General features: G+C 64.3%; 17 protein-coding genes. 8 read left to right on the forward strand and 9 right to left on the reverse strand.

Annotation, left to right across the window (positions count from 1 at the left end):
• Window positions 1–3: 3 nt before the first annotated feature.
• On the reverse strand, window positions 4–1,167 hold the full coding sequence (locus M3P36_RS08255) for a penicillin-binding protein activator (protein ID WP_249702781.1): 1,164 nt from the start codon (window positions 1,165–1,167) through the stop codon (window positions 4–6).
• 38 nt (window positions 1,168–1,205) lie between these two features.
• Between M3P36_RS08255 and rsmI the strand changes: the two genes are divergently transcribed.
• The 4 genes from rsmI (at window position 1,206) to M3P36_RS08275 (ending at window position 4,078) form a co-directional block, all read left to right on the forward strand.
• Window positions 1,206–2,054, forward strand: coding sequence for a 16S rRNA (cytidine(1402)-2'-O)-methyltransferase (gene rsmI, locus M3P36_RS08260; RefSeq protein WP_249702782.1), 849 nt, complete (start codon window positions 1,206–1,208; stop codon window positions 2,052–2,054).
• Complete coding sequence (locus M3P36_RS08265) at window positions 2,051–2,401, forward strand: YraN family protein (RefSeq protein ID WP_249702783.1); 351 nt, start codon at window positions 2,051–2,053, stop codon at window positions 2,399–2,401. The genes rsmI and M3P36_RS08265 overlap by 4 nt, the downstream gene beginning before the upstream one ends.
• Before the next feature lie 8 nt (window positions 2,402–2,409).
• On the forward strand, window positions 2,410–3,378 hold the full coding sequence (gene gshB / locus M3P36_RS08270) for a glutathione synthase (RefSeq protein ID WP_249702784.1): 969 nt from the start codon (window positions 2,410–2,412) through the stop codon (window positions 3,376–3,378).
• A gap of 70 nt (window positions 3,379–3,448) precedes the next feature.
• Window positions 3,449–4,078 carry a DedA family protein gene (locus M3P36_RS08275; protein ID WP_249702785.1) on the forward strand — a complete coding sequence of 210 codons (630 nt, stop codon included), beginning with the start codon at window positions 3,449–3,451 and terminating at the stop codon, window positions 4,076–4,078.
• Here the strand turns inward: M3P36_RS08275 and M3P36_RS08280 are convergent.
• From M3P36_RS08280 to rph, 4 genes are read right to left on the reverse strand one after another with little or no spacing between them, the layout of a single operon-like run.
• Window positions 4,075–4,971, reverse strand: a complete 897-nt coding sequence (locus M3P36_RS08280) for a tyrosine recombinase XerC (RefSeq protein ID WP_249702786.1) — start codon at window positions 4,969–4,971, stop codon at window positions 4,075–4,077. The two genes, M3P36_RS08275 and M3P36_RS08280, sit on opposite strands and share 4 nt — an antisense overlap.
• Complete coding sequence (gene hemW, locus M3P36_RS08285; protein WP_249702787.1) at window positions 4,968–6,119, reverse strand: radical SAM family heme chaperone HemW; 1,152 nt, start codon at window positions 6,117–6,119, stop codon at window positions 4,968–4,970. The genes M3P36_RS08280 and hemW overlap by 4 nt, the downstream gene beginning before the upstream one ends.
• A 9-nt stretch (window positions 6,120–6,128) precedes the next feature.
• Complete coding sequence (gene rdgB, locus M3P36_RS08290; RefSeq protein WP_249702788.1) at window positions 6,129–6,758, reverse strand: RdgB/HAM1 family non-canonical purine NTP pyrophosphatase; 630 nt, start codon at window positions 6,756–6,758, stop codon at window positions 6,129–6,131.
• On the reverse strand, window positions 6,755–7,468 hold the full coding sequence (gene rph, locus M3P36_RS08295; protein WP_249702789.1) for a ribonuclease PH: 714 nt from the start codon (window positions 7,466–7,468) through the stop codon (window positions 6,755–6,757). The genes rdgB and rph overlap by 4 nt, the downstream gene beginning before the upstream one ends.
• 80 nt (window positions 7,469–7,548) lie before the next feature.
• Between rph and hrcA the strand changes: the two genes are divergently transcribed.
• Both hrcA and grpE read left to right on the forward strand, forming a co-directional pair.
• Window positions 7,549–8,592, forward strand: a complete 1,044-nt coding sequence (gene hrcA / locus M3P36_RS08300; protein WP_249702790.1) for a heat-inducible transcriptional repressor HrcA — start codon at window positions 7,549–7,551, stop codon at window positions 8,590–8,592.
• A gap of 3 nt (window positions 8,593–8,595) precedes the next feature.
• Window positions 8,596–9,198 carry a nucleotide exchange factor GrpE gene (gene grpE / locus M3P36_RS08305; RefSeq protein ID WP_249702791.1) on the forward strand — a complete coding sequence of 201 codons (603 nt, stop codon included), beginning with the start codon at window positions 8,596–8,598 and terminating at the stop codon, window positions 9,196–9,198.
• A 9-nt stretch (window positions 9,199–9,207) separates the two neighbouring features.
• On the opposite strand, the gene M3P36_RS08310 is transcribed toward grpE, so the two are convergent.
• Window positions 9,208–9,621: a hypothetical protein gene (locus tag M3P36_RS08310; RefSeq protein WP_249702792.1), complete on the reverse strand. Its 414-nt coding sequence runs from the start codon at window positions 9,619–9,621 to the stop codon at window positions 9,208–9,210.
• 275 nt (window positions 9,622–9,896) lie between these two features.
• Between M3P36_RS08310 and M3P36_RS08315 the strand changes: the two genes are divergently transcribed.
• A complete protein-coding gene (locus M3P36_RS08315) occupies window positions 9,897–10,160 on the forward strand; it encodes a YMGG-like glycine zipper-containing protein (RefSeq protein WP_249702793.1) in 264 nt (87 codons plus the stop codon).
• Between the two features lie 6 nt (window positions 10,161–10,166).
• Here the strand turns inward: M3P36_RS08315 and M3P36_RS08320 are convergent, their stop codons facing one another.
• From M3P36_RS08320 to M3P36_RS08330, 3 genes are read right to left on the reverse strand one after another with little or no spacing between them, the layout of a single operon-like run.
• A complete protein-coding gene (locus M3P36_RS08320) occupies window positions 10,167–10,838 on the reverse strand; it encodes a cysteine hydrolase family protein (RefSeq protein ID WP_249702794.1) in 672 nt (223 codons plus the stop codon).
• Between the two features lie 7 nt (window positions 10,839–10,845).
• Window positions 10,846–11,310: a vgr related protein gene (locus M3P36_RS08325; protein WP_249702795.1), complete on the reverse strand. Its 465-nt coding sequence runs from the start codon at window positions 11,308–11,310 to the stop codon at window positions 10,846–10,848.
• 44 nt (window positions 11,311–11,354) lie between these two features.
• Complete coding sequence (locus M3P36_RS08330; RefSeq protein WP_249702796.1) at window positions 11,355–11,846, reverse strand: copper chaperone PCu(A)C; 492 nt, start codon at window positions 11,844–11,846, stop codon at window positions 11,355–11,357.
• Window positions 11,847–11,931: 85 nt separating this feature from the next.
• On the opposite strand from M3P36_RS08330, the gene dnaK reads away from it, so the two are divergent.
• Window positions 11,932–14,010 (forward strand): molecular chaperone DnaK, encoded by a 2,079-nt coding sequence (gene dnaK / locus M3P36_RS08335; RefSeq protein WP_283773401.1) that lies wholly within the window; start codon window positions 11,932–11,934, stop codon window positions 14,008–14,010.
• The last annotated feature ends 59 nt before the right edge of the window (window positions 14,011–14,069 follow it).

Below are 14,069 nucleotides of genomic sequence, written 5' to 3' on the forward strand. Positions count from 1 at the left end.
CGATCAAAATTGCGTCGGGGCGGCATCGACCACGCGGAAGGTGCCATCGCCCACTTCGCGCACCTCGAACACCCGCTCGCCCACGCCGTCGCTGCGGAAGCGGAAGGGGCCGTCGAGGCCGAGAAAGCCGCCGGGATCGATCATCTGCCCGGTGGGGAATGGCCGCCCGGGCGTCCAGTCCCGCGCCACCCGCAAGGTCAGCAGCACAGCGTCATAGCCCAGGGTCGCGATGCGGTAAGGCTGGCCGCCGAAACGTGTTTCATAGGACGTGGAGAACTGGCGGTAACGATTGTCCGAAACCGAGGAGAACCACGCACCCTCCATCGCCGCGGCGCGGGTCAAGGTGGTTTCGCCGCTCCACAGTTCTGGGCCGATGATCGAGGGCAGGTCCGAGCCCGCCGCCTTCAATTCGCTCGCCGCCATGGCTGCCAGCCTGGCGCCATCTGCGATGAGCACAGTGTCGAAGCCGCCACGGGCGTTGAGCCGCGAGGCGGCGCTGATGATTGAGGTATTGCCGCGATCGTAGGTTTCGACCACGACCACGCTGGCCCCGGCGCTTTCCGCCGTGCGGCGCAGGGCAGTGGTGGCGCGCGTGCCGTATTCACCGGCGGGCACCAATGCCGCAAAACGGCGCGCGCCCTGCTGGACAGCAAAGCGCACTGTGCGCTCCACCGATTGCTCGGGCACATGGCCCATCACGAAGACATCGGCAGCGGCCACACCCGCATCGTTGGAGAAAGTGATCAGCGGAATGCCCGCCGGACGCGCCTGGGCCAGCACGGTGGAAACATCGTCACGCACCAGCGGCCCGAGGATCAGCCGGTTGCCATCGGCAATCGCCCGGCTTGCTGCCCGGGCGACCCCGGCAGAGGTATCGTAAGTAGTGATGCGCAGGTTTTCGGCATTGGTATCGAGCAGGGCCATGGTGGTGGCATTGGCAATCGACTGGCCCACGGCGCCGTTTTCCCCGCTCAGAGGCACCAGCAGGGCTACGCGATGGCGGCCTTCGTCCTGCGGCAGGGCAGTGTCCGAAGGCAGGTCTCCCGGACCATCGACCGGCACAGTGGTGACCGCACCCGTGCCCCCGCCGTCGGGGATGACCTGGCAGCCTGCGAGGGCCAGGGTGACGAAGACCACGGCCAAACCGCGCCGCCAAATACCGAACATGCTTGCTGCCTCCGATCGATCTGGTTCATGAGGCGCACGTGACCAGTGCAGCCGAACCCGAAAAACTATCTCCCGGCCTCTATATCGCCGCCACCCCGATTGGCAATCTCGGCGATATCACTTTGCGGGCAAAGGACATTCTGGCGCGCTGTGATGCGATTGCCTGTGAGGATACGCGCGTAACCGGCAAGCTGTTGAAGCTGCTGGGCATTTCGAACCGCCTTTGGCGTTACGATGATCACGCCTCCGAAGCCGACCGGGCGAACCTGGTGGCCGCGATGCAGCACCAGGCCATCGCATTGGTGAGCGATGCGGGGATGCCGCTGGTATCGGACCCGGGCTATCGCCTGGTCAGGGCGGCGCGCGAGGCTGGCGTCACCGTCACCGGCCTTCCCGGCGCCAGCGCTCCGCTGCTGGCATTGGCGCTCTCGGGCCTGCCAAGCGACCGCTTCCTGTTTGCCGGTTTCCTTCCCGCCAAGGATCAGGCGCGCGCGGCCATGCTCGATGAACTGGCTGGGCTTCGGTCAACGCTGATCTTCTTCGAGACTGCACCGCGCCTTGCCAAATCGCTCGCCGCCATCGCCGCGCAGATGCCGGGGCGCGAAGTGGCCGTGGCGCGTGAACTCACCAAAATGCACGAGGAATGCCGCAGCGGTTCGGCAGAGGAACTGATTGCCCATTACACCGCCCACCCGCCGCGTGGAGAAATTGTGCTGCTGATCGGGCCGCCCGTGGCACCGGAAGCGGGTGCCATCGATGCCGATGCCCTGCTGCTCGCCGCGATGGAGCACGACAAGCCGAGCCAGGCGGCAGGGCAGGTGGCCAAGGCGACGGGGCTCGATCGCCGCACGCTCTATGCCAGGGCGATGGAGCTTAAAGGCGCATGATCCGCCAGCAGGCCGAAAAGCGCGGTCGCGAAGGTGAGGCGCGGGCGGCAGCATGGCTGAGGCTGAAAGGCTGGTCGATTCTCGACACCCGCGTGAAGACCCCGGTGGGCGAGATTGACATCGTGGCAAAACGAGGTTCGCTGGTAGCTTTCGTCGAGGTCAAATGGCGCAAGAAGGCGGCCGACCTTGACCTGGCGATCGACGAATACCGCCTGCGCCGCGTGGCGGCGGCCGCAGAAGCAGTGGCGCACAAGTATGCCCTCAACGGCGAAGACCTGACGGTGGACGTGATCCTGCTTGCGCCGCGCGCCTTCCCTCGCCACATCACCAACGCCTGGCAGCCTTAGGAAATACCATGAACTTGCGCGTCGCCGTCCAGATGGATCCGCTGGAGAGCATCAATATCGCGGGCGACTCCAGCTTCGCGCTGATGCTCTCGGCGCAGGAGCGGGGTCATGCGGTGTGGCATTACGATGTCTCCAGCATCGCCTATGACAGCGGTCGGCTTACGGCATGGGCCGCGCCGGTGACGGTGCAGCGCGTAGTGGGCGACCATTTCACCGCAGGGGAGCGGCGCAGGATCGACCTTGCCGCCGATATCGACGTGATCCTGATGCGGCAGGATCCGCCTTTCCACCTCGGCTATATCAGTGCGGCGCTGCTGCTCGACCGGCTCAAGGGCACCACGCTGGTGTCCAATGATCCACGTGAGGTGATCAACGCGCCGGAAAAGATGTTCGTGCTGGACTATGCGCGCTTCATGCCTCCCACGATGGTGGCGCGAAACCTGGAAGATGTGCGCGAATTCCACGCCCGCCATGGCGCGGTGGTGGTCAAGCCGCTCCACGGCAACGGCGGCAAGGCGATCTTCAAGATCGATGCCGAAGGCACCAACCTTTCCGCCCTGTTCGAAGTATTCAACCAGACCTGGCCCGAGCCGCACATGGTTCAGCCGTTCATTCCCGAAGTGGCGCTGGGTGACAAGCGTATCGTGCTGGTCGATGGTGAATTTGCAGGCGCTATCAACCGCCGTCCCGGCGAGGGCGAGTTCCGCAGCAACCTGGCGCAGGGCGGCTATGCCGAGGCCGCCGACCTGACCGATGCCGAGGCGGAAATCTGCGCAGCGATGGGTCCGGAATTGAAGCGGCGCGGGCTGGTATTCGTGGGCATCGACGTGATCGGCGGCAAATGGCTCACCGAAATCAATGTCACCAGCCCGACCGGCATCGTCGCCATCGACAAGTTCAATGGGACCGACACCCCGGCCCTTATCTGGCAGGCGCTGGAACGGCGGCACGCGGAGATGATAGCCAACTCAAGATAACTTGAGGTATAGGGGAAAACCCTCAAGAACCCCCTCGAGAACCGTCGTCCCACTCCAGCGTTGAGCTTCCATGGACCAGTTGATTATCGATGCCATCGAGCAGGGCGGCTATATCGGAATTTTCCTGCTGATGGTGCTGGAAAACGTTGTTCCGCCAGTACCTTCCGAAGTCATCATGGGCGTGGGCGGCCTGCTGGTGGCGCGCGGGGCGATGGATTTTTGGCCCCTGCTGCTGATCGGCACGCTGGGGACCACTGCGGGAAATTACTTCTGGTATTGGTTGGGCAACTCTTGGGGCTTTGCCCGACTCGAGCCCTTCGTGGACCGCTGGGGGCGGTGGCTGACTGTGGATTGGCACCACATCGTCCAGGCACAGCTGTTCTTCGTGAAGCACGGTCACTGGGTGGTATTCTTCCTGCGCTTCTCGCCCTTCCTGCGCACGATCATTTCCCTGCCTGCAGGTCTGGCCCATATGCCGCTGGGCAAGTTCCTCGCCTTTACCTTTGCCGGATCGCTCATCTGGAATGCATTGCTGATTAAGGGCGGCGAATGGCTGGGGCGCTACCTGCAGGAATCGCAGGATGTGCTGGCCTGGATCATCCTCGGCTTCGTGGGGCTGGCCGCTATCGGCTATGTCTGGCGCGTGATGACCTGGCAGCCACGCCCACCCAGCAGCGAGCGGCCAGACAACGCCGACTAGTCCTGCTCGCGCGGATGGGCGTTGCGATAGGTGTCGAGCAGGGTGGCGGCATCGACCTTGGTATAGATCTGGGTCGATCCGAGGCTGGCATGGCCGAGCAGTTCCTGCAGGCTCCTGAGGTCCGCCCCTGCACCCAGCAGGTGCGTGGCGAACGAATGGCGCAAGGCGTGCGGGGTAGCGCTGGCAGGCAGCCCTAGCGCGATCCGCGCGCGGGCCATGGCTTTTTGCACCATGCCCTGGCCCAGCGCGCCGCCCTTGGCGCCGCGGAACAGCGGGTCTTCCGGGCCGGTCGGCCATGGGTTCTGTCGCGCATAATCCGCCACGGCATCGCGCACGACGGGGATCAGCGGCACCACGCGCTGCTTGCCTCCCTTGCCAGTGACTTGCAGCACTTCGCCCAGCGGCAGGTCCGCGCCGGTCAGCGACAGCGCCTCGGCAATGCGCAGTCCCGCGCCGTACATCAGCAGCAGCACCGCCCGGTCGCGCGCGCCGATCCAGCCGGTGGCGGCGCTCGATTCCACCAGATCGGCCATGTTGCTCGCATCGTCGGGCGTAACGGGGCGGGGCAGGCCCTTCTTGATGCGCGGCCCGCGCATGCGGGGCGGTGTTGCATCGGGCTGGCCTGCCTGTTCGCGGGCGAAGGCGAGGAAGGTTTTCAGGGCCGATAATTCGCGCGCGGCGGAAACATTGCCGATCCCGTCGCTGCGCCGTGCCGCCATGTGCTGCCGCAAGGCACCAGCCTCGATCCGCGCCACTTCGCACCAATGTTCCGCCACCTCGCGATCCAGCAGGCGGTTGGCGGCGGCAAGGTAGGCGCGCACCGTATGGGGCGAGCGGCGGCGGGCCTGGGCCAGATGGTCCCGCCACTGCTCAAGCATGTCGGCCTTGCTCATCCGCTTACCAGGGCATCGGGAATGAGGCGCGGCAGGATCGCGTCGAGCAGCGGCATTCCTTGCGGGGTGACAGTGAGATGCAGCCCTTCCCGCCGCAGCAGGCCGAGCAATCCCAGCTTATCCGCTTCTGCCGCATCGAACAGGTGATCCGCCGGGATACCGACGCGGGCGGAAAGGGCGGCTAGGTCGATGCCCTCGGCCAGGCGCAGGCCCATCAGCAGGGCTTCGGAGGCCTGGGTGGCTTGCGAGATGGCCTGTTCGACCTGGTTGCCCGAGCCGCGATCCACGACCGCCGTCAGCCAGTTCTCGGGCTTGCGATGGCGCTGGGTCGCAATGCCGCCGCGCCTGCCGTGCGCACCCGGGCCGATCCCTACATAGTCGAAATAGCGCCAGTAGGTGAGGTTGTGGCGGCTCTCCTCACCCGGCCTGGCATGATTGCTGATTTCGTAGGCTGGCAGCCCGGCGGCGCGAGTCAGGTCCTGTGTCAGGTCGAACAGGTCGGCCGCGGCGTCGTCATCCAGCGGATGGAATTGGCCTTGCCGCACCAGTGTCTCGAACCGCGTGCCGGGTTCGATGGTGAGCTGGTAAAGCGACAGGTGAGAGGTGTCGAATGACAGCGCCCGCGTCAGGTCGGCTTGCCACTGGGCGGGTGTCTGGCCGGGCAGGGCATAGATCAGGTCGAACGTGACCCGTTTGAACACGCCTTGCGCCACTTCAAGAGCTTTCAGGCCCTCCTCGGCGTTATGCAACCGGCCAAGGAAGCGCAGGGTCTCGTCATGCAGCGATTGCAGGCCAAGCGAGGCGCGGTTGACCCCGGCAGATGCGAGCGCGGCATAGTTTGCAGCCTCGACCGACGAGGGATTGCCTTCCAGGGTGATCTCGATCCCCGGCGCGAAACCCCACAATTTCTCGGCCTCGGCCAAGAGCGCCGCAACCAGCGCGGGCGGCATAAGGGATGGGGTGCCACCGCCGAAGAAGATCGAATCCAGCGCTTCACCGCCAGCCAGTTCCGCCTCTGCCCGCATGTCTGCGATCAGCGCCGCCTGCCAGCGGGCATGGTCGACGCCGCTCCGCACATGCGAGTTGAAGTCGCAATAGGGGCATTTCTGCAGGCAGAAGGGCCAATGGATATAAAGCGCGCGGGCCATCGCCGCAGTCTAGACCCGGAACTGGTCCTGCACCAGCTTGGCAAAGGCATCGGCCCGGTGGCTGATGGCGTGCTTCTGGGCAGGATCGATCTCGGCGAAGGTCCGGTCCATGCCCTTTGCCACGAACACCGGATCATAACCGAAGCCGACCGTGCCGCGCGGGGGCCAGGTGAGCGTACCGTCCACCCGGCCTTCATAGACGACGTTATCCCCTTCGGGCCAGGCGATCGCCAGCACGCAGGAGAACCACGCATCGCGCGGCGTCTCCGGGCCAAGCGCCTGCAACATGCCCTCGACCTTGCCCATGGCCATGTACCAGTCGCGGCCCGCCGGACCTTCGAACCACTGCCGCTCGGCCCAGTCGGCGGTATAGACGCCGGGGCGGTCATCCAGCGCCGCCACCGACAGTCCGCTGTCATCGGCCAGCGCCGCCATGCCCGAAGCCTCCGCCGCCGCCCGCGCCTTTATCAGCGCGTTCTCGACAAAGGTCGTGCCGGTCTCCGCCGGTTCGGGCAGGCCCAGTGCGCCGGCCGAGATGCAATCCAGCCCGTAGGGGGCGAGCAGCGCGCCGATTTCCTTCAGCTTGCCCGCATTGTGCGTGGCAATGACCAGGCTGCCGCCCCCCAACCTGCGGGTCATTTTGTCGCAGCGTCCTGTGCGGCATAGATCCGGTCCGTGCCGATGCGGGCGAGGCGCAGGAGGCGCAGGAGGCCTTCCTCGTCATAGGTTGCGCCTTCCGCCGTGGCCTGGACTTCGGCGATCTGGCCGCCTTCGATCAGCACGAAGTTGGCATCGGCATCGGCTGCCGAATCCTCGATATAGTCGAGGTCGAGCACCGGCACGCCGTTGCAGATGCCGCAGGATACGGCGGCGATCTTGGCGGTCAGCGGGTCTTCCTTGACCAGGCCCTGGGCCATCAGGCCGTTTACAGCCAGGCGCAGCGCAACCCAGGCCCCGGAAATGGCGGCGGTGCGCGTGCCGCCATCGGCCTGCAGCACGTCGCAATCGAGCACGATCTGCCGTTCGCCCAGCTTGTGCATGTCGGTGACGGCACGAAGGCTGCGGCCGATCAGGCGCTGGATCTCCTGCGTCCGCCCGCTTTGCTTGCCCTTGGCGGCTTCGCGGCTGCCCCGGGTGTGCGTGGCACGCGGAAGCATCGAATATTCGCCCGTCACCCAGCCGGTTCCCTTGTTGCGCAGGAACGGCGGAACCTTCTCTTCCACGCTGGCGGTGCACAGTACGCGGGTATCGCCGAAGCTGATCAGGCAGGAGCCCTCTGCGTGCCTGGTGAAGCCGGTCTCGATGGTAATGGCGCGCATTTCGTCTGCGGCGCGGCCGGAAGGTCGCATGAATTCATCTCCTGGTCGATAAGTGCATTGGGGATCGCGATATTGCGTGCGTCGCCCTAGCCTCTAGATTAGGCCTTGTCATGGCCTCGCATCCGATCACCGAACTGACAGCCCGTGCGCGGGAGATTTTCCGACTGGTGGTGGAGGATTATCTCGACAGCGGACAACCGGTTGGGTCCAAGGCGCTGGCGGCGCGCGGCGACATCAACCTTTCGCCTGCCTCTATCCGGTCGGTGCTGGCCGATCTTGAACAACTGGGCCTGCTGGCTGCGCCGCATACCAGCGCAGGGCGGATGCCGACCGAAAGCGGCCTGAGGCTTTTTGTCGATGGCATGATGCAAGTGGCCGAACCCACCGCGATGGAACGCGCCGCGATCGAGGCGCAGATGGCGCGCGCCGGGCCGATCGAACAGGCGCTGGAGGCGACGAGCACGATCCTGTCGGACCTGTCGGGCGCGGCAGGCATGGTGATGGTTCCGCGCCGCGAACCGCGCATTGCCCAGCTCAATATCGTCTCGCTCGATGCTGCCCGCGCGCTGGTGGTGCTGGTGGGAGAGGACGGGCAGATCGAAAACCGCCTGCTCGACTTGCCGCCCGGCACCGGAAGCGCGACACTGCAACGGGCCAGTAATTATGTGACCGCTCGGCTTGCCGGACGCACGCTGGCCGAAGCCGTGCAGGTAATGCAGGGCGAAATCCGCAGCAATTCGACGGCGCTGGACGATGCCAGCCGGGACCTGGTGGAACGCGGCCTCGTCACCTGGACCGAGGATGCCAGCCGCCGCCGCGTGCTGATCGTGCGCGGGCAGGCCAACCTGCTGGATGAAACCGCGCTGGGCGATATCGAACGCATCCGTTCGCTGATCGACGATCTTGAAAACAAGCAGTCGATTGCCGACCTACTCGACAGCACGCGGGAAGCCGGCGCGACGCGAATTTTCATCGGAGCGGAAAATCGCCTGTTTGCACTGTCGGGTTCCTCTGTCATTGCCGCTCCCTATCGCGATCGCGAAGGCCGGGTGGTCGGCGTGCTCGGAGTTATCGGCCCCACGCGGCTCAATTATGCCCGCGTGGTGCCGATGGTTGATTTTACCGCCCAGTCGCTGGGCAAGAGAATTGGTTGAGACATGAACGACACAGATAACGGCAGCGGCAAGACCAACGACGAGGAGGCTATCGCCCGCGAAATGGCCAAGGAAATGGACGGCATTCCCGAACAGTTCCTCGACCAGGGTGATGACGAGTCCGAGGACGAGGCGGCCAGGCAGATCGGCGCGCTCCAGGCCGACCTGGACGAGGCCAAACAGCAGGTGCTCTATGCCCGCGCCGAGACGCAAAATGTGCGCCGCCGCCTGGAAAAGGAAAAGCAGGACGCCCAAGCCTATGCCGCGACCGGCTTTGCCCGCGACATCCTGTCGGTATCGGACAACCTGTCGCGCGCGCTGGAAGCCATGCCGGCAGACCTGCGCGAGGACGAGAAGATGAAAGGCCTCGTCGCCGGGATCGAGGCGACCATGCGCGAGGTGGAGAAGGTCTTTTCCGCTCACGGCATCGCCCGCATCGCCGCTGTCGGCTTGCCGCTTGACCCCAACCAGCACCAGGCCATGATCGAGGTGCCCCACGCCGATGCCGAACCCGGCACCGTGGTGCAGGAAATGCAGAGCGGCTACATGATCAAGGACCGCCTCCTTCGCCCGGCACTGGTGGCCGTGGCGAAGAAGCCGGATTAGGGGTTAGGCTTACTGGCTGCTCAATTCCGAAATCGCCACTTCGGAATTGAGATAGGCTCCGCTGCTGTAGGAGCCGACCCAGATTGCGTAGCGACCCGACATCGGCGAATTGAACCGCACCATGGCGTTTAGGCCTGCCTCTCCGCTGTCGTCATCACAGTACCAGCGACCGTCGGGTGCATGGACGACAAGCGTGGTGTCGCCATCGGACCGGGTGGAGATGATGAGCGGTAGCGAACCGGCGGAGTAGGACAGGCGCACGTCCGGTGCATCGGCGATAAAGCCGCGGCAGGCCGATGATACGGCACCATTGGCCGATATGGTGCCGCCAGAAGTGACGCTGAAGAATTGCGGATCGGGCGTAAATCCGGCGTCCAGTTCGACTTTCGCATAGGTCGGCACGGCGGCTGCGTCTTGACCCATGGCTGCTGACGAAACACCGCCTGCGCAAGCGATGGCCGCCAGCACAAGCGTTCCACTCTTCCCGATAGAATCCATAAGTGCCCCCGCAGTCGCCCGCAACCCTGGTCGTCCGGTCCCGGTTCCCGGCCAGCAGGTTTAGCCCGCGGTTTGAAAGCATCGCAACCAATTATTCGGATACAGAAGCGTCGGACTGCCCGTGCTGCAAGGCCGGTCGAGGAACCGGGGGTCCGCGCGGGCCGTATCTGTTGTGAAGGCAAAAACACCGGAGAAACTCCATGAAGAAGCTCACCCTGATCGCACCCCTGCTGGCATCGACGCTGGCGCTGGGCGCTTGTTCGACCAATTACGCCGGTGAAGGCGCGTTGGGCGGTGCCGCACTCGGTGCCGGCGTTGGCGCGGTCACTGGCCGAGATGTAGCAGAAAGTGCCGCAGTCGGTGCGGCGGCGGGCGCTATTGGCGGCGCGCTGATCCGGAAGGACGGCCGCTGTTACGAACGGGACCGCCGCGGGCGCGAATATGAAGTGCGTTGTCCGCGCTAGGCGCTACTAGGACAGCAGCCCCACGATCTCGTCCGAAGTATAGAGATCGGCGAAGATCCAGCCCAGGGAATACAACGCCGCCTCGTGTTCTTCATCGGACAGGGCGGCGTTGGCGTCTGTCGCCATCAGCACCTTGTAATTGTGCTGCATCGCATCGCGCACCGTGCTTTCACAGCAGCAGTTGGTGAGGGTGCCCGTGACAATCAGGGTGTCGATCCCCCGTTCCTGCAAGGCTTGGTGGAGCGGGCAGGTGCCAGGCGTAAATCCGCTGAAGCGGCGTTTCTCGATGAGAACATCCTGCTTGGTCACATTAAGGGTGGGCCACAGGTTCCAGTAGTGGTTGCCGGGCGTGAAGGCAGCGCGGTGTGGGGCCGCGCCATCTCCCATCCGTTCCATGAACACCGGCCAGGCAGTATCGCCATCCGCCGTGGTGTAACGCAGGAACATGTTGACCCCGCCGCTGGCGCGCACGGCGGCGCTGATCGCGTTAATCTGGTCCACGATATCCCGCGCCATAGGCACTTCGACCGGCGCGCCTTCCTCCATGAAGCCATTCTGCATATCGACCACCAGATGGGCAGTGCGCGAAGGATCGGGCGAGCCGAATATGCTGGCTACGCCTCCGCGCCGCTCGGCAATGCGGGCAATCAGTGCGGCGTGATCGATGGCGTGGGGCATGGTTGGGTCAACTCCGGCTGAGGGCAAAGTCCGGCGGCAGGATCGGGCGATAGGTATCGAGCCCCGCCGCCCCCGCGATCACCGCGCCTTCGCGCAGCATATAGGCATGGCGCACGATTTCGGCCTGCTGTTCGATGCCATACTGTTCCAGCTTCCAGCCCGGCTTGAGGCTATAGTCATACCGGCACCACGGATGGCGATGAAGCAGGAGATACCAGTCTCCGCGCTGCTGAACCTGCCAGATGTGCACCATCTCGTGAATGAAATGGGCCCGAGAATTGAGCCGGGCTTGGGCGAAATCATCGCAATAGGATCCGCTCAGCGGATGGAAATGGAGGTGTCCGCGCGGGGCCATCGTGACCTTGCGCGGTTGCAGCGGGAAAAACTTGCGGCGACGGATGGTAACTTTGGCATAGTCGATCGCCTCGCCGAAGACGCCCCGTGCCAGGGCAACCTCGCCCGGCGTCAGCACCCGTGTGCCGCCCGCCGGGCAGGGTTGCAGGTGAGTGTCGGCCGTCAGTTTGCCGACCCGTCATCGCCCGGTGCGAGCAGGCGTGCCGGGAAGCTCACCTTGTCGCCGCGCACGAAAGTGATGGTCACTTCCACTTCGCCGCCGGGCTCCATGCCTTCGGCCAGGTTGAACGCCATCACGTGCTTGCCACCCGGCTCGAATACCGCCGTTTCCCCCGCCATGACGGGGATCTGTTCAAGCTGCTGCATGTCCACACGGCCCTCCCACTCGGCAGTCTCGTGGAACATGGCGCTTTCCGCGCCGGCAACGTGGACGCTGCGCATGGTCTGCATTTCCGTGCCATCGTTGACGACGTTGAAATAGACGGAGGCCGGATTGCCTGTGGCGGCGGGAAGGTTCATCCGCCCGTCGGTTACCGAAATGCCATCGGGCGCTTCGGGCGCGGTCTCTACCGGGGCTTCCGGTTCCGAACCGCAGGCAGCCAGTCCGGCCACCATGACCAGTCCTGCGACAGATGCGATGAATACTCTCTTCATGTCCGTTCCTCCCCTGCGATTGTTGTCGCGCCGCTTGTATGCCGTGGCACCCGCCCTGCCAAGTGCCCTGCGACCAATGTGAAGCATGTGCTTTGCCCGGCGGGCTTGTCGCCTGCAAAACCCCTCCTATATCGCGGCTCAAGTAGTGAGTTTGTATTCCGAGCTGCCAACTGGTTCTGCCGTGGGACGGGGAACCGAGGTGCAGCGTCCAGATGTAAGGAAGAGTGGGGAACACATGAGCAAAGTGATCGGTATCGACCTCGGCACAACCAATTCGTGCGTGGCTGTCATGGACGGCGGCAAGCCCAAGGTCATCGAAAATTCCGAAGGCGCGCGCACCACGCCGTCGATCGTTGCCTTCACCAAGGATGGTGAGCGACTGATCGGCCAGCCCGCCAAGCGCCAGGCCGTGACCAACGGCGACAACACCATTTTCGCGGTAAAGCGCCTGATCGGCCGCCGCTTCGATGACCCGGTGACCAAGAAGGACACCGAACTGGTCCCCTATACCATCGTCAAGGGCAAGAACGGCGATGCGTGGGTATCGGCAGGTTCCGATGAATACTCGCCCAGCCAGATCTCGGCTTTCATCCTGCAGAAGATGAAGGAAACTGCCGAGAGCTTCCTTGGCGAAACAGTGACCCAGGCGGTCATCACCGTGCCAGCATACTTCAACGATGCCCAGCGCCAGGCGACCAAGGACGCCGGCCAGATCGCCGGCCTCGAAGTTCTGCGCATCATCAACGAGCCGACTGCGGCTGCACTCGCCTATGGTCTCGACAAGGACGATGGCAAGACCATCGCCGTCTATGACCTTGGCGGCGGCACCTTCGACGTGTCGATCCTGGAAATCGGCGATGGCGTGTTCGAGGTGAAGTCCACCAACGGCGACACGTTCCTCGGCGGTGAAGACTTCGACAGCGCCGTGGTCGAATACTTGGCCGAATCCTTCAAGAAGAAGGAAAACATGGACCTTAAGACCGACAAGCTGGCGCTCCAGCGGCTGAAGGAAGCCGCGGAAAAGGCCAAGATCGAGTTGTCGAGCGCCCAGACCACCGAAGTCAACCTGCCGTTTATCACTGCGCGCATGGAAGGTGGCAGCACCACTCCGCTTCACTTGGTTGAAACGATCACCCGCTCGGACCTTGAAAAGATGGTCACCAAGCTGATCGAACGCACCAAGGAGCCGATGAAAAAGGCGCTGGCCGATGCCGGCCTCACCGCCAAGGACATCGATGAAGTGGTGCTGGTCGGCGGCATGACCCGCATGCCCAAGGTGCGCGAAGCCGTGAAGGACTTCTTCGGCAAGGAACCGCACACTGGCGTGAATCCGGATGAAGTCGTGGCCATGGGCGCAGCCATCCAGGCCGGCGTGCTGCAGGGCGACGTCAAGGACGTGCTGCTGCTCGACGTGACTCCGCTGAGCCTCGGCATCGAGACGCTGGGCGGGGTGTTCACCCGCATGATCGACCGCAACACCACGATCCCGACCAAGAAGAGCCAGACCTACTCGACCGCCGACGACAACCAGCAGGCGGTGACCATCCGCGTGTTCCAGGGCGAGCGCGAGATGGCGGCGGACAACAAGATGCTCGGCCAGTTCGACCTGCTCGGCATTCCGTCCGCGCCGCGTGGTGTGCCGCAGATCGAGGTGACCTTCGATATCGACGCCAACGGCATCGTGAACGTGAGCGCCAAGGATAAGGGTACCGGCAAGGAACAGCAGATACGCATCCAGGCTTCGGGTGGCTTGTCGGATTCCGACATCGACCAGATGGTCAAGGATGCCGAGAAGTTCGCCGAGGAAGACAAGAAGCGCCGGGCTTCAGCCGAGGCCCGTAACCAGGCGGATTCTATGGTTCATGCCACCGAGAAGCAGCTGGCCGAGAATGGCGACAAGATCGATGCCGAAACGAAGGCCGCGGTCGAAAGTGCTATCGCCGAGGTCAGGACGGCGCTCGAAGGTGACGATGCAGACGCGATCAACGCCAAGGCTGCCGCGCTCACCGAAGCGGCCATGAAGATGGGCCAGCAGATCTACGAGAAGGACGCAGCCGCCGCACAGGCCGGTGCTGCCGATGCCGACACCTCGCAGTCTGCCGCTGACGAGGACGTGGTGGACGCCGAGTTCTCCGAAGTCACCGACGACGAGAAAAAGGGCTGATTGCCTGACAGATGACCTGCCTCGCCGCCGGTGTAGCAATACCGGCGGCGAACAGGCTT

Source organism: Altererythrobacter sp. KTW20L (assembly GCF_023501975.1).
Taxonomy (GTDB): Bacteria; Pseudomonadota; Alphaproteobacteria; order Sphingomonadales; family Sphingomonadaceae; genus Alteraurantiacibacter.

Coding starts and splice junctions, on each gene's coding strand:
- hemW (WP_249702787.1), bottom strand. CDS start 6,119: ATGGCCCGCGCGCTTTATATCCATTGGCCCTTCTGCCTGCAGAAATGC.
- hrcA (WP_249702790.1), top strand. CDS start 7,549: ATGGCCTCGCATCCGATCACCGAACTGACAGCCCGTGCGCGGGAGATT.
- rdgB (WP_249702788.1), bottom strand. CDS start 6,758: ATGACCCGCAGGTTGGGGGGCGGCAGCCTGGTCATTGCCACGCACAAT.
- M3P36_RS08330 (WP_249702796.1), bottom strand. CDS start 11,846: ATGAAGAGAGTATTCATCGCATCTGTCGCAGGACTGGTCATGGTGGCC.
- M3P36_RS08275 (WP_249702785.1), top strand. CDS start 3,449: ATGGACCAGTTGATTATCGATGCCATCGAGCAGGGCGGCTATATCGGA.
- gshB (WP_249702784.1), top strand. CDS start 2,410: ATGAACTTGCGCGTCGCCGTCCAGATGGATCCGCTGGAGAGCATCAAT.
- M3P36_RS08315 (WP_249702793.1), top strand. CDS start 9,897: ATGAAGAAGCTCACCCTGATCGCACCCCTGCTGGCATCGACGCTGGCG.
- grpE (WP_249702791.1), top strand. CDS start 8,596: ATGAACGACACAGATAACGGCAGCGGCAAGACCAACGACGAGGAGGCT.
- M3P36_RS08280 (WP_249702786.1), bottom strand. CDS start 4,971: ATGAGCAAGGCCGACATGCTTGAGCAGTGGCGGGACCATCTGGCCCAG.
- rph (WP_249702789.1), bottom strand. CDS start 7,468: ATGCGACCTTCCGGCCGCGCCGCAGACGAAATGCGCGCCATTACCATC.
- M3P36_RS08265 (WP_249702783.1), top strand. CDS start 2,051: ATGATCCGCCAGCAGGCCGAAAAGCGCGGTCGCGAAGGTGAGGCGCGG.
- M3P36_RS08255 (WP_249702781.1), bottom strand. CDS start 1,167: ATGTTCGGTATTTGGCGGCGCGGTTTGGCCGTGGTCTTCGTCACCCTG.
- M3P36_RS08320 (WP_249702794.1), bottom strand. CDS start 10,838: ATGCCCCACGCCATCGATCACGCCGCACTGATTGCCCGCATTGCCGAG.
- M3P36_RS08310 (WP_249702792.1), bottom strand. CDS start 9,621: ATGGGTCAAGACGCAGCCGCCGTGCCGACCTATGCGAAAGTCGAACTG.
- dnaK (WP_283773401.1), top strand. CDS start 11,932: ATGTGCTTTGCCCGGCGGGCTTGTCGCCTGCAAAACCCCTCCTATATC.